General features: G+C 63.3%; 21 protein-coding genes, 1 tRNA gene and 1 pseudogene. 7 read left to right on the forward strand and 16 right to left on the reverse strand.

Annotation, left to right across the window (positions count from 1 at the left end; translation table 11 throughout):
* Positions 1 to 52 precede the first annotated feature (52 nt).
* Positions 53 to 691, reverse strand: a complete 639-nt coding sequence (locus NFV80_RS14015) for a DUF4145 domain-containing protein (protein ID WP_295330549.1) — start codon at positions 689 to 691, stop codon at positions 53 to 55.
* Between the two features lie 199 nt (positions 692 to 890).
* On the opposite strand from NFV80_RS14015, the pseudogene NFV80_RS14020 reads away from it, so the two are divergent.
* Positions 891 to 1,883: pseudogene (locus tag NFV80_RS14020) on the forward strand (integron integrase).
* 317 nt (positions 1,884 to 2,200) lie between these two features.
* Here NFV80_RS14020 and truB read toward each other — a convergent pair.
* The 13 genes from truB to NFV80_RS14090 form a co-directional block, all read right to left on the reverse strand.
* Positions 2,201 to 3,094 carry a tRNA pseudouridine(55) synthase TruB gene (gene truB / locus NFV80_RS14030; RefSeq protein WP_295330551.1) on the reverse strand — a complete coding sequence of 298 codons (894 nt, stop codon included), beginning with the start codon at positions 3,092 to 3,094 and terminating at the stop codon, positions 2,201 to 2,203.
* Between the two features lies 1 nt (position 3,095).
* The gene (gene rbfA, locus NFV80_RS14035) at positions 3,096 to 3,482 is read right to left on the reverse strand and encodes a 30S ribosome-binding factor RbfA (RefSeq protein WP_295330554.1); all 387 of its coding nucleotides are present in this window, start codon (positions 3,480 to 3,482) and stop codon (positions 3,096 to 3,098) included.
* The gene (infB, locus tag NFV80_RS14040) at positions 3,483 to 6,272 is read right to left on the reverse strand and encodes a translation initiation factor IF-2 (RefSeq protein WP_295330557.1); all 2,790 of its coding nucleotides are present in this window, start codon (positions 6,270 to 6,272) and stop codon (positions 3,483 to 3,485) included.
* A gap of 20 nt (positions 6,273 to 6,292) precedes the next feature.
* Positions 6,293 to 7,765, reverse strand: a complete 1,473-nt coding sequence (nusA, locus tag NFV80_RS14045) for a transcription termination factor NusA (protein WP_295330559.1) — start codon at positions 7,763 to 7,765, stop codon at positions 6,293 to 6,295.
* On the reverse strand, positions 7,762 to 8,250 hold the full coding sequence (gene rimP / locus NFV80_RS14050) for a ribosome maturation factor RimP (RefSeq protein WP_295330561.1): 489 nt from the start codon (positions 8,248 to 8,250) through the stop codon (positions 7,762 to 7,764). The genes nusA and rimP overlap by 4 nt, the downstream gene beginning before the upstream one ends.
* A gap of 129 nt (positions 8,251 to 8,379) precedes the next feature.
* Positions 8,380 to 9,330, reverse strand: coding sequence for a pseudouridine synthase (locus NFV80_RS14055; RefSeq protein ID WP_295330563.1), 951 nt, complete (start codon positions 9,328 to 9,330; stop codon positions 8,380 to 8,382).
* On the reverse strand, positions 9,302 to 9,904 hold the full coding sequence (scpB, locus tag NFV80_RS14060; RefSeq protein WP_295330565.1) for an SMC-Scp complex subunit ScpB: 603 nt from the start codon (positions 9,902 to 9,904) through the stop codon (positions 9,302 to 9,304). Before scpB ends, NFV80_RS14055 begins: the two co-directional genes overlap by 29 nt.
* Positions 9,882 to 10,724, reverse strand: coding sequence for a ScpA family protein (locus tag NFV80_RS14065; protein ID WP_295330568.1), 843 nt, complete (start codon positions 10,722 to 10,724; stop codon positions 9,882 to 9,884). The genes scpB and NFV80_RS14065 overlap by 23 nt, the downstream gene beginning before the upstream one ends.
* 26 nt (positions 10,725 to 10,750) lie before the next feature.
* The gene (locus NFV80_RS14070) at positions 10,751 to 11,953 is read right to left on the reverse strand and encodes a tryptophan--tRNA ligase (RefSeq protein WP_295330570.1); all 1,203 of its coding nucleotides are present in this window, start codon (positions 11,951 to 11,953) and stop codon (positions 10,751 to 10,753) included.
* An 11-nt stretch (positions 11,954 to 11,964) separates the two neighbouring features.
* Positions 11,965 to 12,618 carry a site-2 protease family protein gene (locus tag NFV80_RS14075; RefSeq protein ID WP_295330572.1) on the reverse strand — a complete coding sequence of 218 codons (654 nt, stop codon included), beginning with the start codon at positions 12,616 to 12,618 and terminating at the stop codon, positions 11,965 to 11,967.
* 10 nt (positions 12,619 to 12,628) lie between these two features.
* Positions 12,629 to 13,255 carry an L-threonylcarbamoyladenylate synthase gene (locus NFV80_RS14080; protein WP_296759072.1) on the reverse strand — a complete coding sequence of 209 codons (627 nt, stop codon included), beginning with the start codon at positions 13,253 to 13,255 and terminating at the stop codon, positions 12,629 to 12,631.
* Between the two features lie 11 nt (positions 13,256 to 13,266).
* Positions 13,267 to 14,097, reverse strand: coding sequence for a 3',5'-nucleoside bisphosphate phosphatase (locus NFV80_RS14085; protein ID WP_295330577.1), 831 nt, complete (start codon positions 14,095 to 14,097; stop codon positions 13,267 to 13,269).
* Between the two features lie 177 nt (positions 14,098 to 14,274).
* Positions 14,275 to 15,426, reverse strand: a complete 1,152-nt coding sequence (locus NFV80_RS14090) for an alanine--glyoxylate aminotransferase family protein (RefSeq protein WP_295330580.1) — start codon at positions 15,424 to 15,426, stop codon at positions 14,275 to 14,277.
* Between the two features lie 380 nt (positions 15,427 to 15,806).
* Between NFV80_RS14090 and NFV80_RS14095 the strand changes: the two genes are divergently transcribed.
* Together NFV80_RS14095 and NFV80_RS14100 are read left to right on the forward strand one after the other, a co-directional pair.
* On the forward strand, positions 15,807 to 16,577 hold the full coding sequence (locus tag NFV80_RS14095) for a DUF2092 domain-containing protein (protein WP_295330582.1): 771 nt from the start codon (positions 15,807 to 15,809) through the stop codon (positions 16,575 to 16,577).
* A gap of 13 nt (positions 16,578 to 16,590) precedes the next feature.
* Positions 16,591 to 17,136 (forward strand): hypothetical protein, encoded by a 546-nt coding sequence (locus NFV80_RS14100; protein WP_295330584.1) that lies wholly within the window; start codon positions 16,591 to 16,593, stop codon positions 17,134 to 17,136.
* A 114-nt stretch (positions 17,137 to 17,250) separates the two neighbouring features.
* Here the strand turns inward: NFV80_RS14100 and NFV80_RS14105 are convergent, their stop codons facing one another.
* Positions 17,251 to 18,111: an amino acid ABC transporter substrate-binding protein gene (locus tag NFV80_RS14105; RefSeq protein WP_295330586.1), complete on the reverse strand. Its 861-nt coding sequence runs from the start codon at positions 18,109 to 18,111 to the stop codon at positions 17,251 to 17,253.
* Between the two features lie 282 nt (positions 18,112 to 18,393).
* Here NFV80_RS14105 and NFV80_RS14110 point away from each other — a divergent pair, with 282 nt between their 5' ends.
* From NFV80_RS14110 to NFV80_RS14120, 3 genes are all read left to right on the forward strand, one after another.
* Positions 18,394 to 18,564, forward strand: coding sequence for a hypothetical protein (locus tag NFV80_RS14110; protein WP_296759076.1), 171 nt, complete (start codon positions 18,394 to 18,396; stop codon positions 18,562 to 18,564).
* Positions 18,565 to 18,670: 106 nt separating this feature from the next.
* Complete coding sequence (locus NFV80_RS14115; protein ID WP_295330591.1) at positions 18,671 to 20,836, forward strand: exonuclease domain-containing protein; 2,166 nt, start codon at positions 18,671 to 18,673, stop codon at positions 20,834 to 20,836.
* A gap of 470 nt (positions 20,837 to 21,306) precedes the next feature.
* Positions 21,307 to 22,254: an adenylate/guanylate cyclase domain-containing protein gene (locus NFV80_RS14120; RefSeq protein ID WP_295330593.1), complete on the forward strand. Its 948-nt coding sequence runs from the start codon at positions 21,307 to 21,309 to the stop codon at positions 22,252 to 22,254.
* Positions 22,255 to 22,273: 19 nt separating this feature from the next.
* Here the strand turns inward: NFV80_RS14120 and chrA are convergent, their stop codons facing one another.
* Entirely contained in the window at positions 22,274 to 23,644 is a 1,371-nt protein-coding gene (gene chrA, locus NFV80_RS14125; RefSeq protein WP_295330596.1) for a chromate efflux transporter, read from the reverse strand.
* Between the two features lie 213 nt (positions 23,645 to 23,857).
* Here chrA and NFV80_RS14130 point away from each other — a divergent pair.
* Positions 23,858 to 23,934, forward strand: a tRNA-Asp gene (locus NFV80_RS14130).
* The last annotated feature ends 170 nt before the right edge of the window (positions 23,935 to 24,104 follow it).

A 24,104-nucleotide genomic window follows, 5' to 3' on the forward strand; every position in this document is an offset into this window, starting at 1 on the left:
CTCGTCCAACAAACGGTTCAGATCGTGGCTGCGCACGATCTAACCTTACTCGTTATGCCTTATTGTCACGTTTACCAATGGCATCTTTTGCTCCGCCCGGCAACTCGGAAAACAGGTTGGCAACGTGCTTGGGTTGGGAAATCTGGTTATCAACAATGAGGTTGACGAGCCCAAATAGCGCCAATGCGGTTTTGGGTTGATCATCGATATTCATTTCTCCGGGATGAACCGCGTTGTTTCCGACAACCCTCACGACATCAAGCGCCTGCTGAACGCGAACGGGAAGCCCGTTCTTTACCAAGTGGGCAATGTCTTCGTTAATGTTCTTTCCATCTCCGCCAAGATGCACGGCAAGTTTTTGAACGCATAGCCGCAATAGGGCCGCCGCGCCGCGAGGAGACTTCTCGACGATGGCGCTGGCCTCAAGATAGTCTTTCATGCATTCAGGTGGTAGGTCTTCATTCGGGCGTGGCGCAATTGAGGAGCTTGGAAACACCATGAATTGGCCACCGTACTCTTCTTTATCTATCCATACCGAATCCCTATTGCACCGATGACAGGTTGCGACACTAAATGGCTTCCAATCCCGTTGCGCCATGAGTAAAGCCCATTGCATCGCGGCGAATGCTCCACAGTGCGGACAGGTGAATGCGTTTTTATTGAGTTCTGGTGATTCAAAAGCGACAGTCATAGGTCACCTGAATAAGGCATAACGTTTAGTGAACACCGATTTCGGTGCAGTTCACGCCCTCGGAAGGTGTGTTCCGAGGTGCAACTCCTGCAACCGGTCGGTGGATACTACGCCCATGTCCATGCACCTCGCTGATTGTCAAGGATTTTCTCGACATGAACACCCCATTCCCTCCGACGAATACGCCCCCGGTTCCCCAATATACACCCGGGGATACCGGAAATGCCCCTCGGAACCCAGGCTGCTCGACCAGTTGCGGGCTCGGATCCGCTTGCGCCGTTACAGCATCCGCACTGAATCACAGTAGGTGCAGTGGATCAAGCGCTTCGTACTGGTCCATCAGAAGCGCCATCCTCGAGAGATGGGGGCAGCGGGGGTCGAGGCATTTCTCGCGCGTCTCGCGGTCGACGGACAGGTGGCATCGGCGACGCAGAACCAAGCGCTCTCGGCGCTGTTGTTCCTCTACCGTCAGGTGCTCGGAGTCGAGCTTCCCTGGCTGGACGAGGTGGTGCGGGCCAAGCGACCGGCACGTTTGCCGGTGGTGCGCACGCGCAGCGAAGTCCAGCGGGTGCTGGAGCGAATGGACGGCGTCCATGGCCTGTTGGCGCGCATGCTGTACGGCACGGGGATGCGCCTGATGGAAGTGATTCGCTTACGGGTCAAGGATGTCGATTTCGCGCAAGGCGAGATTCTGATTCGTGACGGCAAGGGTGCGAAGGACCGCGTGACGATGCTGCCGGAGGCGATAGCTGGCGATTTGCGTGACCACCTCCGGCGGCGAAAGCTGGTCTTCGAGGACGATTTGCGGGCTGGCAAGGCCACGGTCTACTTGCCCGAGGCGCTGGAGCGCAAGTATCCTGCAGCGAACACGACCTGGCCCTGGCAGTACGTCTTCGCTTCCGGGAGTTACTCCGTCGATCCGCGCAGTGGAGTCGAGCGCCGTCATCATCTGGACGAGAAGCTGCTGCAGCGCGCGATGAAGAAGGCGGTCACCGCCGCCGGCATCGACAAACCGGCGACGCCGCACACGCTGCGCCACTCGTTCGCCACGCATCTGCTCGAAAACGGCTACGACATTCGCACCGTTCAGGAGCTGCTCGGCCACGCCGACGTGGCGACGACGATGATCTACACGCACGTGCTCCATCGCGGCGGTCGGGGCGTTCGCAGTCCGCTCGACGCGCTGCTCTGAGCATGTGTCCGCTTGAGAAAGAAAGGCCAGGCTGCTTGTCTCCCGGCGGGGGTTGGAAGTCTTCGGGAGGGATGGCGGTGTGCCTGGCAATACGCGCAAGCATTCGCGGGCAGATTTCTTCGCCGTCGTGAACAGCGAAGACTACGTCCGGCCAGCCTTCGCGGGGCAGTATGCGGTGGGAACGGGACTGCCGTTTCCGTCTCCGTCCAATGCCAACAGCACCGCGAGCACTCGTCTGGCTTGGATGGATGGCCACTGGCTCACGCGACGACGGGAAGGGAAAACTCGTTGCTGGACGAGTCTACGCCGAGGGCTCGCTACGCCGCGCCGAGCACCCGCCGCGGTTGCAACTTGCCCAGATCGTCGAGTTCGCCCAGGCCGAGCAGGCGATCCTCGGCGTAGACCCGGCATTTCCCCAGCGGGCCGTCGACCGTTACCGGATTGCCATGCAGGAAGCGCTGGCCTGCGGGATCGTCAAGGTAAACCGCCGGCAGGCTTTGCAGCAGGGCATCCGGCGGCAGCAGCCAGGCTTCCCGCTGCTCCTCGGAAAGCGCAACGAGCCGGTCCAGGGTGACCGCGTCGGCAATGCGCAGGGGGCCGACGGCGAGCCGGCGCAGCGCGGTCAGGTGCGCGCCGCAAGCGAGCGCAGCGCCCAGATCCTCGGCCAGGCTGCGAATATAGGTGCCCTTGCTGCAGGCGACCAGCAAACGGCAGCGATCGCCGGAAAAATCCAGCAACGAGAGCTCATGGATCGTCACCTGGCGCGCCTCGCGCTCGACCGCCCTCCCCTGCCGGGCCAGTTCGTAGAGCGGCCGGCCGTCGCGCTTGAGCGCGGAGTACATCGGCGGGACCTGTCGAATCGGGCCACGGAAGCCGGCGAGCGCGGTCTCCAGTTCGGCCCGCCCGAAGCCGACGGCGCACTCCCTGACGATGGCGCCGTCGGCATCGCCGGTGTCGGTCGTGACGCCGAATTGGAGTTCGGCCTCGTAGGTCTTGTCGGCCAGCAGCAGGTCGGCCGAGAATTTCGTCGCCTCGCCGAAGCAGAGCGGCAGCAGACCGCTGGCCATTGGATCGAGCGTTCCCGTGTGTCCCGCCTTGGCCGCCGAGAAGAGCCGGCGGGCGGTCTGCAGCGCCGCATTGGAAGACATGCCGCGCGGTTTGTCGAGGAGCAGGACGCCGTCGACCCGGCGCCAGCTCTTGCGCGGGCGCAACTCAGCTCTGGTCTGGCTGATCGTGATGATCCGAGAGCGCCGCCGCCTCGCCGATCAGCTTCGACAGCTCGGCGCCGCGCTCCAGCGACTCGTCAAAGACGAAATGCAGTTGCGGCGTCATGTGGATGCTGATGCGCTTGCCGAGCTCGCTGCGCAGGAAGCCGGAGGCCTGCTGCAGCCCTTCCAGCACGAGATCGACACCGGCGCGGCCCGCCAGGCTGCTGAAGAACACCTTGGCATGCGCGTAGTCGGGGCTCAGCTCGACCTCGGTGAGACTGATCATGCCGACCCGGGGATCCCGCAGTTCGCTGCGCAGGATCTCGGCGAGCTCGCGGCGGATCTGCTCGGAGATCCGGTCGCGGCGAGAAAATCCCCTGTTGGCCGGCATTTAGAGCGTCCTCGCGACTTCCGTCACATCGTAGGCCTCGATCTGGTCGCCTTCCTGATAGGCGTTGAAGTTCTTCAGCGAAAGGCCGCATTCGAAGCCCGCGCGCACTTCCTTGGCATCGTCCTTGAAGCGCTTGAGCGACTCGATCTCGCCCTCCCAGACGACGATGTGATTGCGCAACAGACGCGCGCGCGAACTCCGCTTGACGACGCCTTCGAGAACATAGCAGCCGGCAACGGTGCCGATCCGGCTCGCGCGGAAAACCTGCCGGATCTCGACCAGGCCGGTGACGTCTTCGCGCTTCTCCGGCGAAAGCATGCCCGAGAGCGCAGCTTTCACCTCGTCCACCGCGTCGTAGATGATGTTGTAGTAGCGGATATCGACCCCGGCGCTTTCGGCCGCCTTGCGCGCCCCGGCGTCGGCACGGGTGTTGAAGCCGATGATCACCGCTTTCGAGGCCTGTGCCAGGTGCACGTCCGATTCGCTGATCGCGCCGACTGCCGCATGGATGACGTTTACCTTCACCTCGGCGGTTGACAGCTTCTGCAGCGATTGCACCAGCGCCTCCTGCGAACCCTGGACATCGGCCTTGATGATCAGGGCCAGGACCTTGGCCTCGGCTTCGGTCATCTGTTCGAGGATGCTTTCGAGACTGGCTGCCTGCTTGGTGGCCAGCTTGACGTCGCGATACTTGCCCTGGCGGAAGAGTGCAATTTCGCGCGCCTTGCGCTCGTCACCGAGGACCACGGCTTCCTGCCCGGCGGCGGGCACGTCGGAGAGACCGAGGATCTCGACCGGAATCGACGGGCCGGCTTCCTTGATCACCTTGCCGTTTTCGTCGAGCATCGCGCGTACCCGGCCGAACACTTGCCCCGCCAGCAGGACGTCGCCCTGGTGCAGCGTTCCCGACAGCACCAGCATGGTCGCCACCGGTCCACGTCCACGATCCAGTCGTGCCTCGATGATCAGTCCCTTCGCCGGCGCCGTGCGCGGCGCTTTCAGTTCGAGCACTTCCGCCTGCAGCAGGACGTTCTCCAGCAGTTCGTCGATGCCGACACCGGTCTTTGCGGAAACCGCCACGAAGGGCGCATCGCCGCCATACTCTTCGGGCACCACCTGCTCGCCGACCAGTTCCTGCTTCACCCGCTCGGGCTGCGCTCCCGGCTTGTCGATCTTGTTTACCGCCACGACCATCGGCACGCCGGCGGCCTTGGCGTGGTGAATCGCTTCCCGGGTCTGCGGCATGACTCCATCGTCGGCGGCGACGACCAGGATGACCAGGTCGGTCGCTTTCGCACCGCGAGCGCGCATCGCGGTGAACGCCTCGTGACCGGGAGTATCGAGGAAGGTCACCATGCCACGGTCGGTCTGCACGTGGTAGGCACCGATGTGCTGCGTGATTCCGCCTGCTTCGCCACTGGCGACGCGGGTGCGGCGAATGTAGTCGAGCAGCGAAGTCTTGCCGTGATCGACGTGTCCCATGACCGTGACCACCGGCGCACGCGGCTCGAGCGGCACGTCCTTCTGCTCCGCCGCACTGTCGTCGAGGAAGGCATCGGGATCATCGAGCTTGGCCGCGAAAGCCTTGTGGCCCATTTCCTCGACGATGATCATCGCCGTTTCCTGATCGAGCACCTGGTTGATCGTCACCATCGAGCCCATCTTCATCAGCGCCTTGATCACCTCGGTCGCCTTGACCGCCATCTTGTGCGCCAGATCGGCGACCGAAATCGTTTCGGGGACGTAGACCTGATGAATCAACGGTTCGACCGGCAACTGGAACGAGTGCTGCTCCTCCTCGTCGCCGCCGCTACCGCGACCGGGTCGCTTGCCGTGCTTGTTTTCCCGCCAGCCGGTGCCACCGGTAGCGCCGCGCGTTTTCAAGCCGGGCCGCTTGCTGGCGCCTTCGCTCTTCCACTGGCCTTTCTTGTCGGGGACCTTCTTGTCCGGAGACTTCTTGTCGGCGACCTTCTTGTCCGTCGTCGCCGGCTTGCCCGCCGGCTTGTGCAGCGTCTTGTCCTCCGCCGGGCGATCGCTCGCCGTCTGCGCCGCGACCTGTTTGGCAGCGCCGGCCGCCTTCGCGGCTACGGCCTTCTCTTCGGCATCCTGCTTGAGACGCGCGAGGTCGGCGCTGCGCTGCTGCTTGTTCCGGAATTCTGCCTCCTGACGCGCACGCAATTCGGCGTGGCGTCGCTCTTCTTCGGCGCGCAGCCGCTGCTGTTCTTCGCCAATGATCGACGCACGCGTCACCACCTTCTTGGCGCTCGCTTTGGCCTCGGGCACCGCCGCTTCCGCCTTCGCTTCGACCGCACGCGCCACCGGTGCCTCCGGCGGTGGTGCCGCCACTTCGACGGCGGCGGGAGCTTTTGCCTCGACAACCGGTTCCTTCGGCAGTTCGCTGACCGGCTTCACCGTGACAATCTCCGGCGCCGGTGCAACCGGCTGGGCAGGCGCCGCCGGCGGCGGTGGCGGTTCGACGCGCACTTCCGGCGTGTCCCGCTTGACCAGCACACGCTTCTTGCGCACCTCGACCTGCACCGTGTGCGATTTGCCGTGCGAACCCTGCTGCCGGATCTCGGTCGTTTCCTTGCGCGTCAGGGTGATCTTGGTCTTGGCTTCCGGCTGACCATGCGAGCGACGCAGGTACTCCAGCAACTTCGACTTGTCCTGCTCGGACAGGACATCATCGAGCTGCCGTTTGCTCACACCGGCTCTCTGCAACTGCTCGAGCAGCAAACCAGCGGGCATCTTCAGCTGGGTGGCAAATTGGGCAACACTTGTTTGCGCCATATCGATTCCTTTTATTCCGCCTACTCGAACCAGTGCGCACGCGCGGTGGTGATCAGTTGTTTTGCCCGCTGGGCATCGATTCCGGTCATCTCGGTCAGTTCGTCGACGGCGAGATCGGCGAGATCGTCGCGCGTCTTGATGCCATGGCCGGCAAGCTTGCCGGCCAGCGGCTTGTCCATTCCTTCGAGGTTCAGCATGTCCTCGGCAACGTCGCCGATGTTCTCCTCGGTGACGATCGCCTCGGTGAGCAGAACGTTGCGTGCCCGCTCGCGCAGCTCCTGCACGGTTGCCTCGTCGAAGGACTCGATCTCGAGCATCTCGTGGAGCGGCACGTACGCAACTTCCTCGATGGTCGAAAAGCCTTCGTCGATCAGGATGTTCGCCACATCCTCGTCGACATCGAGCTTTTCCATGAACAGCACGCGGATCGCTGCCGCCTCGGCATCGACCAGCGTCTTCGCCTCTTCCTCGGTCATCAGGTTGATCGTCCAGCCGGTCAATTCCGAAGCGAGGCGAACATTCTGGCCGCCGCGACCGATGGCGATCGCCAGGTTCTGGTCGTCGACGACAACGTCCATGCTGTGCTTTTCTTCATCGACGATGATCGAGCTGACCTCTGCCGGGGCCAGAGCGCCCACCACGAACTGCGCCGGATCGGCCGACCAGAGGACGATGTCGACGCGCTCGCCGGCCAGTTCATTGGTCACGGCCGTTACCCGCGAACCGCGCATGCCGACGCAGGTGCCGATCGGGTCGATGCGCTGGTCGTTCGACTTGACGGCGATCTTGGCGCGCATTCCGGGGTCGCGAGCGGCCGCCTTGATCTCCAGAAGACCATCGTCGACTTCCGGCACCTCCAGCGCAAAGAGCTGGATGATGAACTCCGGTGCGGTGCGCGAGAGGATCAGCTGCGGGCCACGCGGCGAACGATCGATGCGCAGCAGATACGCCTTGACGCGATCGCCGATGCGCAGATTCTCACGCGGAATCATCTGGTCGCGCGGCAGCAGCGCTTCCATCTTGCCGGTCTCGACGATCGCGTTGCCACGCTCCATGCGCTTGATCGTGCCGGTCACCAGATGCTCCTTGCGCGCCAGGAAATCGCTCAGCACCTGTTCGCGCTCGGCGTCGCGAATCTTCTGCAGGATCACCTGCTTGGCGGCCTGCGCGCCGATCCGGCCGAAGTCGATCGGTTCGAGTGCCTCTTCCAGATAGTCGCCGACCTCGACGTCGGCATCCTGCGTCTGTGCTTCCGACAGCGGCACCTGCTGCTGCTCATCGAGAAAGTCCTCGTCGGCAACGACTTCCCAGCGGCGGAAGGTTTCAAAATCACCGGACTCGCGATCGACCGCGACGCGGACGTTGGCGTCGTCGTGGATGCGCTTCTTGGTAGCCGACGCCAGCGCCAGTTCCAGGGCTCCGAAGACGATGTCCCTGGTCACGTTCTTTTCACGCGCCAGGACATCGACCAGCAGCAAGATTTCGCGGCTCATTTCCTCATCACCTCCTCGACGAGCTTCTCACCCGACTTCATCAACCCATCGAACCTGGGCACCACCCGCGCTTTGTCGAGGTTGCCCCGATCGAATTCCATCTCGCCGGCAGCGGTCCGCAGGCGCACCTTGCCCTCCCGCAAACCCAGCAGGACGCCACTGAAGTTGCGCCGACCCTCCAGCGGCAGGCGCAGCCTCAGGGTGACCTCCGAACCCGAGAAACGCTCGAAATCGGCATCCTTCTTCAGCGGCCTGTCGATTCCCGGTGACGACACTTCCAGACGCTCGTAATCGACATTTTCCACGGTCAACACGCGCGAAAGCTGGTTGCTGACCAGCGCACAATCATCGATGTCGACCCCGCGGGGCTTTTCCGGCTTGTCGATGAAGACGCGCAACACGCGGCCGCGCGGACTGCGTTCGACGTCGACCAGCTCGTAGCCGAGGCCAGTCACCGTCACTTCGAGTAGTTCGTGCACATCCATGGCTGCAAACAAAAAATGGGCGAAATGCCCATCCCCGAAAAAATGCCCCCTGGGGGGCGAGCGGAAAACCGTTGGATTATAACGAAAATCCTGGCAAGCGTAAATCGCTGTGCGATCGTCGAGGATAGCTCAGGATTCGCGCGGTCGGCGGGGCGGGTGACCGCCTGCGGGCACCGTCATGCCGAACTCGGCAAGGAGCTTGCGAACTTCCGCCTCCGGCAATTCGCAGACCTGTCCGCGTTTCAGACCGGGCGGCAACAGGAAAGGACCATAACGCACGCGCATCAGACGACTGACCACGACACCGACTGCTTCGAACATGCGCCGCACCTCGCGGTTGCGCCCCTCGAACAGCGACACGCGGTACCAGCGGTTGGCGCCCTCGCCGCCGGCTTCCTGGAAACTGGCGAACCTGGCCAGTCCGTCCTCGAGTTCGATGCCATCGAGCAGACGCTGGCGTGCATCGTCGGGCAGTTCGCCGAGAACGCGCACGGCATACTCGCGCAACAACCGATAGCGCGGATGCATCAGTCGGTTGGCGAGATCCCCCGAGGTCGTCAGCAGCAGCAAGCCGCTTGTGTTGAAGTCGAGCCGACCGACCGCAACCCAACGGCCAGCCGCCATGCGCGGCAGCGAGGTGAACACCGTCGGCCGATGATCGGGATCGTTGCGTGACACGATCTCGCCCTCGGGCTTGTGATAGAGAATCACGCGCGGCAGGCGGTCGGAAAAACGCAATTGCACCAGCTTGCCATTGACCTTGACGCGGTCACCCGGGCCGACCGTCTGACCGACGCGTGCCGCCTCCCCATTGACCAGGATGCGCCCGGCAGCAATCAGTTCCTCCATTTCCCGCCGCGATCCGACGCCGCTGTTCGCCAGCAGTTTGTGCAGGCGCTCGGGCTTGCCGGCAGGCTCCGCACGGCGACCGCGTGCAGCCGACTCGCCGGGGTTGCTGCGCGAGGCCAGACCCGTGCCCGTCACCGACCGCCCGGGCGAGGCTGCCGGCGGCCGCCGGCCGGCAGCCGACGGCAACGGTGGGCGGGGCGACTCAGCAGCTCGGCGTCTTGGATTGCGCATCGGCAGGTTCCAGGTTGGGGTTGATCTGTTCGAGCGCCGGCAGCTCGGAGAGGCTGCGCAGGCCGAGGTCGTCGAGGAACTTCCGCGTGGTGGCGAGCAGAGCCGGCCGCCCGGGCGTGTCGCGGTGGCCGACGACGTCTACCCAGCCGCGCTCCTCGAGCACCCGGATCACCTGCGTGGCGACCGTGACGCCGCGAATGTCCTCGATGTCGCCACGCGTCACCGGCTGACGATAGGCGATGATGGCCAGCGTCTCGAGCACCGCGCGCGAGTAGCGTGGCGGTTTCTCCGGGTGCAGCCTTTCCAGATAAGGGAGGTATTCGGCGCGCGTGCGGAAGCGCCAGCCGCTGGCCACCGGCAGCAGCTCCAGCGGTCGCTCGGCCCATTCCGCACGCAGTTCGTCGAGCAGCGGGCGCAGCACCTCGGGCCCGATCTGGTCGGCAAAAACCTTGCGCAGATCGGTCAGCGTCAATGGCTCGCGAGTGCTCAGCAGGACCGCTTCGAGCACGCGCTTCAGTTCGGCGGGGGTGGCCGGCGCCACCGCCGGACTTCTATCGGGGTTCGCCGTACCCATCCGTCAATCTCAGGTAGATCGGAGCGAATGCCTCGACCTGGGTCATTTCCAGCAAGTGCTCGCGCGCCAGTTCGAGCAGCGCCAGGAAGTGAACGACGACGACTGCTGCCCCGAGCGTCGCATCGAACAGATCGACGAACTCGACAAATCCGCCCGCCGCGCGCAGGCGGCGCAGGATCGACCCCATGTGCTCGCGTACCGAAAGTTCCTCGCGCTGCACCAGATGACGGGTGTGCAGCCGCGCCTGCTGCAGGATGCCGCGCCAGGCATTCTGCAGGTCGACGGCATTGACCGCGGGCAAGCGACGCAGCAGGGTCTTCTCGACCCAGACCTCAACCCACTCGAAGTCGCGCTCGGCCTGCGGCAGCGCGTCGAGCGCATGCGCGGCAAGCTTCATCTGCTCGTAGTCGATCAGGCGGCGCACCAATTCGGCTCGCGGATCGCCTTCGTCGGCGCCGTCGCCGGCGACCGCTTTCGGTCTGGGCAGCAGCATGCGCGACTTGATCTCGATCAGCATCGCCGCCATCACCAGGTAGTCGGCCGCCAGTTCGAGGTTCTGCGCGCGCATCGCCTCGACGTAGAGCAGATACTGCTCCGTCAGCGGCGCCATCGGAATGTCGAGCACATTCACGTTGGCCTTGCGAATCAGGTACAGCAGCAGATCCAGCGGTCCCTCGAAGGCGTCCAGCATGACCGCCATGGCATCGGGCGGGATGTAGAGGTCATGCGGCATCTGCGCCAGCGGCTCGCCATAGATTCTCGCCGGCGGAGCGGCGACGCCGCTCGGCGGGACAGTCAACTGTTCGTTGACGATGTTCATCGCTGCCTGCCGGACTGCTGCATCGGTCAGCGGTAATCCAGTCCCATCGCCTGACGGACGTCGCGCATGGTTTCGCGGGCGAGGTGACGCGCCTTGCCGTTGCCGTCGGCGATGATCGCGCGTACCAGCTGCGGATCGTCGAGGAAGGGCTGCGCGCGCTCGCGCATGGGTGCCTGCTCGCGCAGGATGCCGTCGATCACCGGCTGCTTGCAGTCCAGGCAGCCGATGGCAGCGCTGCGGCAACCCTGCTGCACCCACGCCTGGCATGCTTCGTCCGAATACACCTGATGCAGTTGCCAGACCGGGCATCGGGCCGGATCGCCGGGATCGCTGCGGCGAATCCGCGCCGGGTCGGTGGGCATGCGCCGCAGCTTGTGCGTCACCGAAGCCGCATCCTCGCGCAGCGTGATCGTGTTGCCGTATGACTTCGACATTTTCTGGCCATCGAGGCCGGGCATGCGCGAGGCTTCGGTCAACAGAGCGCCGGGCTCGACGAGGATCATCTTGCCGGTACCTTCGAGGTGGCCGCAAAGCCGCTCGCGGTCGGCATGTGACAGATCCGGGACTTCGTCGAGCAAGGCGTGCGCGCGCTCGATCGCCGCCTGCTCGCCGTTCTGCTGAAAGCGCGTACGCAATTCCGCATAGCGTCGGGCGCGCCGCGACCCAAGCCGGCTCACGGCCTCGGCGACCTTCTCGGCGAAACCTGGCTCGCGGCCATAGAGATGATTGAAGCGGCGCGCCACTTCGCGCGAGAACTCGATATGCGGTACCTGATCCTCGCCTACCGGCACCTTGTCGGCGCGATAGATGAGGATGTCTGCCGCCTGCAGCAGCGGATAGCCGAGAAAGCCGTAGGTCGACAGATCCTTGTTCTCCAGCTTTTCCTGCTGGTCCTTGTAGGTCGGGACGCGCTCCAGCCAGCCGAGGGGGACCATCATCGACAGCAGCAGATGCAGTTCGGCGTGTTCGGGCACTTGCGACTGGATGAACAGCGTCGCCCGCGCCGGATCGACGCCCGCCGCCAGCCAGTCGATCACCATGTCCCACGAAGCGTCGACGATGCCCTGCGGGTCGTCGTACTGCGTCGTCAGCGCGTGCCAGTCGGCGACGAAGAACAGGCAGGGATACTGGTCCTGCAGACTGACCCAGTTCTTCAGGACGCCGTGGTAATGACCCAGATGCAGGCTGCCGGTCGGCCGCATCCCGGAGAGGATTCGTTCTGCGTACATGATTCGACGATTCAGGAAGGGAGTTGGAAAAGGGTCTCGACCAGCGCATCGACGAGTCCCATCACCGGCGTCAAGAGCGAACCGAGCACACCGGTGAACAGCAGCAGCAACAGGATCGGAAAACCAAAGCGTTCGAGCTGCGCGAAACGCCACGCGGCCTCCCGCGGCAACAGGCTGACGGCGATTCGCCCGCCGTCGAGAGGAGGCAGCGGAAACAGGTTGAGCACCATCAGCGCGGTGTTGATCGACATGCCGACCTCGGCCATCCGTGCCATCGGGAGGCTGAAGAAATTGAGCGGCAGCAGCCAGGCCAGCTTCATCAGCGCCGCCCAGAACAGGAGCATCGCAAAATTCGCTGCCGGCCCGGCCGCGGCCACCCACAGCATGTCGCTCTTCGGGTGCCGCAGGCGGCCGAAATTCACCGGCACCGGTTTCGCCCAGCCGAAGAGAATGCCGCCGGTCGATAGCAGCAGGATGATGATCGGCACCAGGATGGTTCCGATCGGATCGACGTGCTTGAGCGGATTGGCCGTGATTCGGCCCTCCTGCCAGGCCGTCGGATCGCCAAAATGGCGGGCGGCATAACCATGCGCTGCCTCGTGCAGGGTGATTGCCAGGATCACCGGCAAGGCGGCGATGGCGAGGGTCTGGATCAACGACTGCATGCTTCTTTCCTCAATCGAGACCAAGCGGAGCCAGGGCTCCGAGTCCGGCGCGAATCAGCACCGGCAGCGGGCCTGTGAGATCGACGACCGTGGTCGGTTCGACGCCGCAATAGCCGCCGTCGAGGATCAGTGCGAGCTGGCTGTCGAGCCGATCGCGGATTTCCCAGCCTTCGATCAACGGCGCTTCGTCCCCGGCAATGATCAGCGTCGAGGTCAGCAGCGGTTCGCCGAGAACCGCGAGCAGCGCCAGCGTGACCGAGTGCGCCGGCACGCGCAGACCGATCGTCTTCCGTTTCGGGTGCAGAACGCGTCTCGGCAGTTCCCGGGTCCCTTCCAGAATGAAGGTGTAGCTGCCCGGCGTCGTTGCCTTGAGCAGGCGGTAGCGCGCGTTGTCGACGCGCGCGAACTGCCCGATCTGCGACAGGTCGCGGCACATCAGCGTCAGATGGTGGCGCTCGTCGACCCCGCGCAGGCCGCGAATGCGCTCGACCGCCGCCTTGTCGCCAAGATGGCAACCGAGCGCGTAACTGGAGTCCGTCGGCAGGGCAATGACGCCGCCCCGGCGCACGACTTCCGCTGCTTTCTGCAGCAGGCGCTCCTGTGGGTTGTCGGGGTGGATCGCGACGTACTGTGCCATGACAGCCAACTTCAGAACACCTGCCAGACGGGCTGCAGACCCTCCGGCAGCGGCGGCAATCTGCCCAGATCGACGTGACTCTCCCCCGGTCCGTGGAAATCCGATCCGCGCGACGCGAGAAAACGGAATTCCCCGGCCAGGCGGCCGAAGGTTTCGACATGCTCCTGGGTGTGACTGCCGGACATCACTTCGATCGCCTGTCCACCGAGATCCTTGAAATCGCCAAGAAAGCGCCGCATGTCGGCACGCGAGAGCTTGTAACGCCCCGGGTGAGCCACCGCCGCGACGCCTCCGGCGCCGACAATCCAGCGCAGTGAATCGTCGAGAGTCGGCCAGCGATGGGCAACGTAGCCCGGCCGGCCGGGGACCAGATACGACTCGAAGACGCTGCGCAGGTCCTTGCAGACGGCAATCTCGACCAGGTACCGGGCGAAGTGCGCGCGGCTGATCAGGCTCGGATTCGCGGCATGGCGCATCGCGCCCGCGAAGGCGCCGGTGATGCCAACCTTCTCCAGTTCGGCCGACATGCGCCGCGCACGCTCGATGCGACCGGAGCGAATCGACTGCAGACCCTGGTTCAGCGCCGGATCGCCACGGTCGAAAGCGTAACCGAGGATGTGGATCTGCAAACTCTCCCACTCGATCGAGATTTCGACGCCATCGACGAAAGCCATGCCCAGCTCGTCCGCCACGAGACGCGCCGCCGGCAGGCCGGCGAGGTCATCGTGGTCGGTCAGCGCCAGCATATCCACGCCATTCGCCACTGCCCGCCGAGCAAGCTCCGCCGCGGACAGGAGACCATCCGAGCAGATCGAATGACAATGAAGATCGCAGTTGAGCATGTCCGCCGTATCGGCAATGGAAATAACCGCACATGATACCACAGCCAGATCTCCCCTTCAGGCTCGGGAAAAGTCAGCGGGCAACAGCGGCAGCGTGGCTCCTACGGGTACCCGAGCAGGCAGCAGCAGTCGTTGCGATTACGCACTGCCATCGCTTCGTGTCACTAGAGCTGGCCATCAGCTTCCAGAAGCCGGTTGCATGCGCGCAACTGCATCGAGAGCATCGGCCAGATTGCGCACCGTGCGGTCCGGATTGTGGAGCTTTTCCAGGCCGAAGAGGCCGATCCGGAATGTGCTGAAGTCGGCTGGTTCGCCACATTGCAGGGGCACGCCAGCGGCGGTCTGGACACCGACCGCGACGAACTTCCTGCCCGACTGAATTTCAGGATCGTCGGTGTAACTGACGACTACGCCAGGTGCCTGAAAGCCTTCGGCGGCGACGCTTCGGAAGCCCTTGCCGGTAAGCAGCGCGCGCACGCGCAGGCCGACTTCGAGCTGTTCTTGGCGTACCCGCTCGAAGCCGTAGTTTTCGGTTTCACGCATCACGTCGCGCAAGGCGGCCAGTGCGTCGGTCGGCATGGTCGCATGATATGCATGCCCGCCCATTTCGAATGCCTCCATGATCTGCATCCACTTCTTGAGATCGCAGGCAAAACTGGTGCTCACGGTGGCATCTATCCTTTCCCGTGCGCGTTCGCCGAGTACGACCAGAGCACAGCATGGCAGCCCCGTCCAGCCCTTCTGCGGAGCGCTGAGCAGCACATCGACGGCATTGGCAACCATATCCACCCACATCGCGCCGGAGGCGACGCAGTCGAGAACGAAAAGGCCATCGACGGCACGTACGGCTTCGCCGACCGCGCGCAGGTAGTCGTTGGGCAGGATCATCCCGGAAGCGGTTTCGACGTGCGGCGCGAAGACGACGGCCGGTCTGTCGGCATGGATGCGGGCAACGACTTCGTCGATCGGCGGCGGTACGAACGGCGAAAGTGGCTCCTCGCTCGTGCTCCGTGCCGCCAGGACGGTGTTCGCCGAGGCGATTCGCCCCATCTCCAGAATCTGCGTCCAGCGGAAACTGAACCAGCCGTTACGGATGATCAGGCACTGCCGGTCGGTGGCAAACTGACGCGCGATCGCTTCCATGCCGAAAGTGCCGCTGCCCGGCACCACGATCGCGGTCTTGCCGTTGTAGACGGTTTTCAGGATTCGTGCGATGTCCTTCATCACGCCCTGGAAACGCTGCGACATGTGGTTCAGAGAGCGATCGGTATAGACCACCGAGTATTCGAGCAGTCCATCGGGGTCAGGTTGCGGCAGCAGTGCAGGCACAGTTGTCTCCGGGTTGGTGGAAGGAATGCGTCCATTGCGTTGGCGGGAGCGATGGCGAGGATAACGCCTGTCGACATTCGGCGCCAGTCGCGCCAGAGCAGTCGCGCCACGGCCGTTCGCCCGGCACCGCCAGCGGGCGCCTCGAAAAGAATGGCGCGCAGCCGGGACGGACCATCGCAACCATGGCCCGATGCAGTGACGGCCGGATGCCCAAACTCATGCCGATAGGCTATCATGGCCACCATCTTCTTGCCCTGGACACGATTACCTGTCGCCGATCCGACGTCCGCACGGTGCGGAGCCAGGAAAGGCCGGCGTGGCATCGATCCAGCAAGAGAGTTGTTCCCGCCACCGCTTCGTCGCCAACAAAGGAGATCACCATGGCACGCAACAAACTGGTGCTCAGCATGCTCGCGCTGTCGTTCGCGGCGGCCGGTATCTGCGCAGAGTCCGCTCCCGCAGGTACCTCGCCGACCGTCGCCAACGCAGTTGACACCGCCTCGATTCAGGCGTTAAGAAAAATGGGCGCTTTTCTGCAATCTCTGCAGCGCTTTCAGGTGAGGACCGAACTGTCTTCGGAACAGGTTCTGGAAGACGGGCAAAAACTGCAGCAGAGTTCGTCGGCAGAGATCCAGGTGCAGCGGCCCGACAAGCTGCGTGCGTTGATGTGGAGCGCCCGCGCCGAGCGCGAGCTGGTCTACCGGGGAACGACGGCCACCCTGTACACGCCAGCCCTGAAGTACTACGCCACCGCCGAAGTCCCCAACAACATCCGTGGCTTGATCGAGCAACTGGCCACCAGGTACGGCGTGCAGGTACCAATGGCGGACCTGTTTCTCTGGGGGACCGACGATGCTCCGCTCGACGATATCGAGTCGGCAATGAACGCCGGCCAGGATTTCATCGGCAAGGATCTGTGCGATCACTACGCCTTTCGCCAGGGCAAGGTCGATTGGCAAATCTGGATCAGCGCCGGGGATTCGCCGCTACCCCGCAAGCTGGTGATTACCAGCCGCTTCGACGAAGCCCGGCCGCAGTCGGTTTCCTACCTGTTTTGGAACCTGAAGCCGGCCTTCAAGGATGCAATCTTCCAGTTCACGCCACCCAAAGACGCCCGCGCAATTGGCATCCGTCCGCTGGACAGCAAGTAAAGGAGGTCCCAACATGAAAAAATCATTCGGCAAATGGTTCGCGGTCCCCTTGAGCACCGTGCTTCTGGCCAGTTTCGTCCTTGTCCCCGTGGTCGAGGCTCGCGGCGGCGGCGGCGTTGGTGGTGGCGGTGGTGGTCGTGGTGGCGGGGCAGCAGCCACCGGTGGTGGTGGCGCTCGCGCTGGCGGAGGTGCAGCAGCCGCAGGCGCCAGTGGCGCCCGCGGCCGCGATGTGCAGGTAAACAACAGCAATCGGGATGTGCGCGCCAACGACGTTCGCAATACCAGCGTGAACAACGTCAACGTCAACCGCAACGTCAATGTCAATCAGGGCGGGGGCGGCTGGAACAACAACTATCATCCGGTCGCGACCGCCGCCGCAGTGACGGCCACCGTCGCGGTAACCGCCGCCGTCGTCGGCTCGATCGTTCAGACGGTGCCGCCAAACTGTTCGCCATACAACTACAATGGCATTGCCTACCAGCAGTGCGGCAGCACCTGGTACCAGCCGCAGTATGTCGGCAACCAGGTTCAGTACGTAGTGGTCAATCCGCCGAACTGACCGATCGCAGGGAGGATCCTGGCGAAGAGATCCGCCCACCGGGAGCAATCTCCCGGCCAGTCTAACGAAATCGGGCCGCATTGCGGCCCGATTCCATGGATCACCGAAAAAAACTTAATCGGGAATGGAACCGAAGAGGAAACAGGCTTCCAGGACGGGTCCCGGTTTGCCCAGAGCGCCGAACCAGTTCTGGAAGATCTCGCCAATCGCGCCGCTCCGGTAGATCTGCGACAGCGCCGCATTGACCGCCAGGCGAAAATCGTCGTCGCCACGTGGCAGCGTAATTGCATAGGGCTCGAATGACAGGTCTTCCAACAGGAGAGAAATCTTCTTCGGGTCCTTCGCTTTCGACCCCAGGCCCAGGAGCAGCACCCTGTCGCTGGCGAACGCATCGATCCGGCCCGCCTCGAATTCTGCCAACCCCTCTTCGCGTGTCTTGACAGGAACCACGATCGCGTTGATCACGCTGCGCTTGAGAGCGGCGTTAAGCGCGGCTTCGTTGGTCGTGCCCGGCATGACCCCGATCTTCTTGCCACCGAGGTCGGCAAGCTGGCGCACGTTCGAGTCGGACTTGATCAGCAGACCGGTCCCGTCCACGAAGATGAAGCTGGAGAAGTTGACCTGCTGCATGCGCGACAGAGTCACCGTTGTCGAACCGCACTCCATGTCCGCCTGGCCCTTCTGGATTGCTTCCATGCGCGATTGCAGAGTGACGGGCACCCACTTGATCTGAACGCCCTCGACACCGATCCGCTGCGCCAGGACGCTGACGACACGGCGGCAGAGATCAATGCTGTAGCCGGTCGGCTGCTTGGTTGCGTCGTCAATGAACGAGAATGGAAGGGCATCGCTGCGATATGCGATGGCGACCGTCTTGCTCTCCTTGATCTTCTTGAGACGCCCATCGCCCACCTGTGCGGAGGCAAATGCAGGGGCCAGCAAAAGTGCAATTACAAATGCGGCGGAACGGAACATGGGTTGGCTTTCCTTGAGATGGTGAAGGGACCGGATGTTTGGCGGCCGGCTGCAAGGCGGGCCAACTCGGGCGCGGAGTATATTTTGCGCCAGCCTCGTCAGTCAATCGCGGATTCGCACTTCCGGCCACGCATCATTCCTGCCGCTTGCCCACTTCAGGCCCACCCTCACCGTGGCGACTCGCCTGGAAGAAAAAACTGTACAAATATTCAGTATTCGGTTATTCTGGTTCCCATGGTTGTGAAATCCGATCAATTCAACCCGACAGAGGAGTCAATCGCCATGAACCGAATCCAGAAATGGCTTGAGCAGATTGCCGGCGCATCCCGGGACGAGCGCCATCGTTGGGCGCTTGCCCAGGAGATCTTCGTTGCGCAGCGCCTGGACATTTCCGCCTTGCAAAAACCCGCCTGCTGGCGCAGGAAGGGTCACTCAATCAGCGTGCGACGCTAGGCAAGGCAGGCGGCAATCACGTCGCTGATCCGCGGTAAAATAGGGCCGAGCATGGGAGGGAGTCATGATCGGTCGAGAAGCCGCGGGTAGCGAGCAGGTGTGACGGGTGAATGCCCGCGCCCGCCTGATAGTTTCTATCGTCGTTCTCGGACTGCTGATGACCGGGCCATTCCTGGTCACGGCAGTCCTGGTCTGGGCCAGCGCGCAACCGGCCGAACAGGCGCTGCTGCTCCAGCTGATTGCGCCACACCTTTCTCTCGGCGCGCTGATGACCGCCTTCGGCTTCGCTGTCGGCTTGCTGGTCATCCGCTACCTCTTCCGCGAGTACGTTCACGGCCTGCTGAAGATGGTGGAGAACCTGCGCCTGATGCTCTCGGCCAACCGCAATTTCCGGGTCACGCCCGAAGGTCCGCCAGAAGTGCAATTGCTGGCCATGGCGACCAACGACCTGGCGCAGCAGCGCGACGGACTGATGGACGATGTCGACGCGCAGATCGCTGCCGCCAAAGCGTCGGTAGAGGAAGAAAAGAACCGTCTCGCAGCGCTGATGTCCGAACTCGCGCAGGCGGTCGTGGTGTGCAACCTGGACGGCCGCATCCTGCTCTACAACAGCCGTGCCCGGCTCCAGTTCAAGGCGCTGGCACAAGGCAGCACTGCGGGTGTCGGTGGCGCGCTGATCGGCCTCGGCCGTTCGATCTTCTCGATTCTCGAACGCAACCAGATCGATCACGCGCTCGAGGTGGTTCGTCAGCGACTGCACAAGGGGACCGCGACGGCCATCGCCAATTTCATCACGTCGGCGCGGGGCGGCCAGCTCCTGCGCGTGCAACTGGTGCCCGTGCTGTCGACCGGTGAGGCTTCTGAGAAGCGCGAAATGAGCGGCTACGTGCTCACCGTGGAAAATATCACCCGCAGCCTCGAACAGGAATCGCGTCGTGACCAGGTGCTGCAATCGCTGACCGACGGCAGCCGGGGCAGCTTGGCCAACATTCGGGTAGCGGTCGGCAACCTGATGGACTATCCGGACATGGACGGGGAAATTCGCGAACGTTTTGTCGGCATCATCAGCGATGAAGTGGTGCGAATGAGCCAGCGCCTTGACCAGACGATGAGCGAGTTCGCCGATTCCCTGAAGACCCGGTGGCCGCTCGAAGACGTATTGGGAGGCGACATCATCGCCGCTGCCCAACGCCGCATCGAGCAACATTTGAAGCTGCCGAGCAAGACCGAGGAAGTCGATGAAGCGCTGTGGCTTCGCGCGGACAGCTTCTCGCTGGTCTTCTCCATGTGCTTCCTCGCCTCCCGGCTCGTCGATCACTACGAGATCAAGGACTTGCGCTTCCGGCTCATGCCCTCCGGCAAGCTCGCCTACCTCGATCTGATCTGGACCGGACACGCTATGTCGTCCGAAACCTTCTACACATGGGAAACCGACGCCATGCAGGTTGGCAGCGAGAGCTCTCCCCTGTCCTTGCGTGACGTGATCGACCGCCACGGCGGTGAAATCTGGTATGACCGGGAGAAAGCCGCGCATCGCGCTTTCTTCCGTTATGTCCTGCCGCTGGCCTCCCCCGAGAACATGGCGCCGGGAGAGACGATCGACGACATCGGTGTCCGGCCAGAGTATTACGACTTCGACCTCTTTCATTTCAGTGATCAGAACATCGACCTCGATCGGCCGCTCACCGACCTCGCCTATACCGTTTTCGACACCGAGACTACCGGCCTCCAGCCGGCCGCCGGGGATGAGATCATCCAGATCGGCGCGGTGCGCATCGTCAACGGCCGTTTGCTGGGCAACGAGAATTTCGACCAACTGGTGGACCCGGAGCGTTTTCTCCGGCCAGAGGGAATCCGCATTCACGGAATCACCGACGACATGGTGCGTGGGCAACCACATATCGACGTGGTTCTTCCAGCTTTCCACGACTTCTGCAGCGACACCGTGCTGGTCGCGCACAATGCCGCCTTCGATATGCGCTTCCTGCAACTGAAGGAAGCGCGTACGGGGGTAGTTTTCAACCAACCGGTGCTCGACACCTTGCTGCTTTCCGCAGTGCTGCATCCGAATCAGGACTCGCACCAGCTCGACAGCATCGCGGAACGCTTGGGAATCGTGGTCGAAGGCCGGCACAGCGGTCTGGGCGACGCCTGCGCCACTGCCGAGGTGTTTCTCAAGATGGTGCCCTTGCTGGCCAGGGCGGGAATCGTGACGCTGCGGCAAGCTCTGGATGCTTCCGAGAAGACCTATTTCGCACGAGTGAAGTATTGACGCTACCACACCCGCTTTCGTCCCACTGCCGGACCCTCCGTCGGTTGACCAGGCATTCGTTCGCACCCATTGGCACCAACGGCGAGTTCGAGAGGTCGCTGCCACGAGGCATGGCAACGGTTCCATGCGCGATCCGGTCCACGACGTCTACGGCAACTCCGGCCCTTGCGTCTTCTACCCGACCCAGGGCCGTGCTAATCTCGCGGGAACGGACGGCAGGCTCACAGGTATCAAGCCGAGGTGTCGCCGCTTTCCTTAAGGACCGATTCAGCAGCGTTCGGAGATAATGGAGGGCGGCGCCGATCGCCGCCGACGATGCCGAAAGCGGCGAGGAAGAGTATCATCGACGTCAAGTGTGGTTCCTGTCGCGCGTGCCGGCCCGGCCACGACTCCTGTTCGCAGATGGCATCCGGCAGCGCGTGGCAGTGAAAACTTGACGTTCAGATCCAGGGAGGATTCGCGAGATCACGATGAAGTTGCGCGACCAAATGTCTGCACCGGGCGACCGGAAGGCCGCGCGCCAACAGATATCGGCAACCGTGCTGTTCGCCGACATCTGTGGCAGCACCCGCCTGTTCGAAATCCACGGCGACTGGCAGGCGCGTCAGATCGAGAGCCGAGTGCTCGATCTGCTGAAAGGCAAGACCGCCGAGTTCGGCGGTACGGTGATCAAGACCATCGGTGACGAAATCATGAGCCGCTTCCCCAGCGCGGAGCGGGCCTTGAACGCCGCCTGCGAGATGCAAGCCGGTATCAAGGACGACCCGGCGTTGATGGAATTCAACATTGCCATCAAGATCGGCCTGCAGCACGGCCCCGTGCTGGTCGAACACGACGATCTCTTCGGCGACGCCGTCAATGTCGCAGCCCGTATGGTTTCCTTGGCCAAGGCCGAGCAGATCATCACCACCCGCGAGACCGTTCGCCACCTGCCAGCCGATCTCCAGCAGATGACTCGCAGTCTCGGTTGGTCGCGGGTCCGCGGCAAGCAGGACGAGATTGAGATCGTCGAGTTCATCTGGCAGGAATCATCGAGCCTGACGCAACTCGTCAGCGTCGAGCAACAGGAGGAGTTGCGCAGTCTGCTTTTCGCCCGACTGGTACTGACGCATCGTGGGACGACTTTCGAGGTCTTGCCCGACTCGCGCGTATTCACCCTTGGACGAGGCGAAAGGAACAACCTGGTGGTGGACCAGGACCTGGTGTCACGCAGCCATGCCGATATCGAGTTCCGTCAGGGCAGGTTCATTCTCGTCGATGGCAGCACCAACGGCACCTATCTCCTGCTGGAGAACGGTTCACGCTTCTTCGTGCAGCGCGAGGAGTTCACCCTGCACGACCGCGGGATCATCTGTCTGGGCCAAGTGGTCGTGGAAGGCGACCCTGACCTCATTTACTACGATTGCGTCAAGCCGTGACTGTGGCCCGCCATCGCCGTCATCCGAGCACAGTCTGCAGCAGCAGACCGCCGACGGCGCAGACAAGGATCACGTGGATGACATTCGTCTGATAGCGAAAGAGTGCGGTCGCCGCAAGCAGCGCAATCGACGCGGATAACCAGTCGAAGCTCCCGGCAAACCCCTTCGGCCAGAGAACATGGTAGCCGAAGAACAGCCCCAGGTTGAGAATCACACCGACTACCGCCGCCGTGATCGCGGTCAGCGGAGCGGTAAACTTGAGGTCATCGTGCGTTGATTCGATCAGCGGCCCGCCGGCGAAAATGAAAAGAAATGACGGCAGGAAGGTGAACCAGGTGACCAGCGAAGCCGCCACCGCCCCGCCCAGGAACAATGCATCGGGACCACACAGCGCGCGGGCATAGCCACCGACGAATCCAACGAAGGCCACCACCATGATCAGCGGTCCCGGCGTCGTCTCCCCGAGCGCCAAGCCATCGATCATCTGCGTCGGGGTCAGCCAGCCATAGTGCCCGACTGCCCCCTGATAGACGTAGGGCAACACGGCGTAGGCGCCGCCGAAGGTCAGCAAGGCTGCCTTGGTAAAGAACCAGCCCATCTGCGTCAGGGTGTGCTCCCAGCCAAGCAGGGTGATCAGCAGCCCCATCGGCAGCAGCCACAGCAGGCTACCAACGATCGCCACGCGCAGCAGGCCCGACCAACTGAAGCGCGCGTGCTCCGGAGGCGGAGTGTGGTCATCGATCAGCGCCGGACCGAAGGATCTGTCGGCCTGGCGATGCCCGCCGCCGGCCGTGAACCTGTCGGGCGCCACGCGCCCGCCGCAAAGCCCGATCAGCCCGGCGCATGCGACGATCGCCGGAAACGGCATGGAGAGGACAAAGATGGCTACGAAGGAAGCGGCCGCTACCGCCCACAGAACCCAGTTTCGCAAGGCACGAGTACCGATGCGATGCGCCGCCTGCAGCACGATCGCGGTAACCGCCGGCTTGATTCCGTAGAACAGACCGGCGACCAGCGGGGCCTCGCCGAAAGCGACGTATACCCACGACAACCCAATCAGGATTACCAGCGACGGCAGTACGAACAGCGTGCCGGCGACAATGCCGCCACGGGCGCGATGCATCAACCAGCCGATGTAGGTCGCGAGCTGTTGTGCCTCCGGCCCGGGAAGCAGCATGCAGAAGTTCAGCGCATGCAGAAAGCGTCGCTCGGACAGCCAACGTCGCCTCTCCACGAGTTCCTGATGCATCAGCGAGATCTGCCCCGCCGGCCCGCCGAAACTGAGGAAGCCAAGCTTCAGCCAAAAACGGATCGCATCCACGTAGCGAACGCCCGCCGGCGGCGTGCTCGGGACCGGGTCGTGGATCGATTGTGGTTCGCTCGTCGGCATCGCTACTCGAAAGTTTTCCGGCCAGGCCGTGTTTGCCACTCGTTAGACACGGCGAGCCGCGCGCATTGTAACGCAGCGCAACCAGACTGGCTCACCCTCTTGCTTGCCCTTCGAAATTCGCTATAATGCGCAGCTTGCGCGCCGCGAGATGTGGAACGGAGAACTGACACACCACGTTTCTCTACAACGTTTGACTTGGACGGCGCCCAGCACGGAGTGGTAGTTCAGTTGGTTAGAATACCGGCCTGTCACGCCGGGGGTCGCGGGTTCGAGCCCCGTCCACTCCGCCAGCATCCCTGACAAGAAGCCCGGCCCGCGCCGGGCTTTTTTTCGCCGCACGGCCTGCACCTTCCCGCTGCGGCTGGCAGGCCAGCAATTTTCTGCAAAATTGCCATCCACTTCGCCGAGGTCTTTGATCTATAATGGTCGGCTTGCAGCCTCACCATTCGACCAGGTGATC

Origin of the sequence: Accumulibacter sp. (assembly GCF_023806565.1) — a bacterium.
Taxonomy (GTDB): Bacteria; Pseudomonadota; Gammaproteobacteria; order Burkholderiales; family Rhodocyclaceae; genus Accumulibacter.

Coding starts and splice junctions, on each gene's coding strand:
- NFV80_RS14110 (WP_296759076.1), top strand. CDS start 18,394: ATGAACCGAATCCAGAAATGGCTTGAGCAGATTGCCGGCGCATCCCGG.
- NFV80_RS14085 (WP_295330577.1), bottom strand. CDS start 14,097: ATGCTCAACTGCGATCTTCATTGTCATTCGATCTGCTCGGATGGTCTC.
- NFV80_RS14095 (WP_295330582.1), top strand. CDS start 15,807: ATGGCACGCAACAAACTGGTGCTCAGCATGCTCGCGCTGTCGTTCGCG.
- chrA (WP_295330596.1), bottom strand. CDS start 23,644: ATGCCGACGAGCGAACCACAATCGATCCACGACCCGGTCCCGAGCACG.
- nusA (WP_295330559.1), bottom strand. CDS start 7,765: ATGAGCCGCGAAATCTTGCTGCTGGTCGATGTCCTGGCGCGTGAAAAG.
- NFV80_RS14080 (WP_296759072.1), bottom strand. CDS start 13,255: ATGGCACAGTACGTCGCGATCCACCCCGACAACCCACAGGAGCGCCTG.
- NFV80_RS14100 (WP_295330584.1), top strand. CDS start 16,591: ATGAAAAAATCATTCGGCAAATGGTTCGCGGTCCCCTTGAGCACCGTG.
- NFV80_RS14075 (WP_295330572.1), bottom strand. CDS start 12,618: ATGCAGTCGTTGATCCAGACCCTCGCCATCGCCGCCTTGCCGGTGATC.
- NFV80_RS14120 (WP_295330593.1), top strand. CDS start 21,307: ATGAAGTTGCGCGACCAAATGTCTGCACCGGGCGACCGGAAGGCCGCG.
- NFV80_RS14070 (WP_295330570.1), bottom strand. CDS start 11,953: ATGTACGCAGAACGAATCCTCTCCGGGATGCGGCCGACCGGCAGCCTG.
- rimP (WP_295330561.1), bottom strand. CDS start 8,250: ATGGATGTGCACGAACTACTCGAAGTGACGGTGACTGGCCTCGGCTAC.
- NFV80_RS14055 (WP_295330563.1), bottom strand. CDS start 9,330: ATGCGCAATCCAAGACGCCGAGCTGCTGAGTCGCCCCGCCCACCGTTG.
- infB (WP_295330557.1), bottom strand. CDS start 6,272: ATGGCGCAAACAAGTGTTGCCCAATTTGCCACCCAGCTGAAGATGCCC.
- NFV80_RS14015 (WP_295330549.1), bottom strand. CDS start 691: ATGACTGTCGCTTTTGAATCACCAGAACTCAATAAAAACGCATTCACC.
- scpB (WP_295330565.1), bottom strand. CDS start 9,904: ATGGGTACGGCGAACCCCGATAGAAGTCCGGCGGTGGCGCCGGCCACC.
- rbfA (WP_295330554.1), bottom strand. CDS start 3,482: ATGCCGGCCAACAGGGGATTTTCTCGCCGCGACCGGATCTCCGAGCAG.
- NFV80_RS14065 (WP_295330568.1), bottom strand. CDS start 10,724: ATGAACATCGTCAACGAACAGTTGACTGTCCCGCCGAGCGGCGTCGCC.
- NFV80_RS14105 (WP_295330586.1), bottom strand. CDS start 18,111: ATGTTCCGTTCCGCCGCATTTGTAATTGCACTTTTGCTGGCCCCTGCA.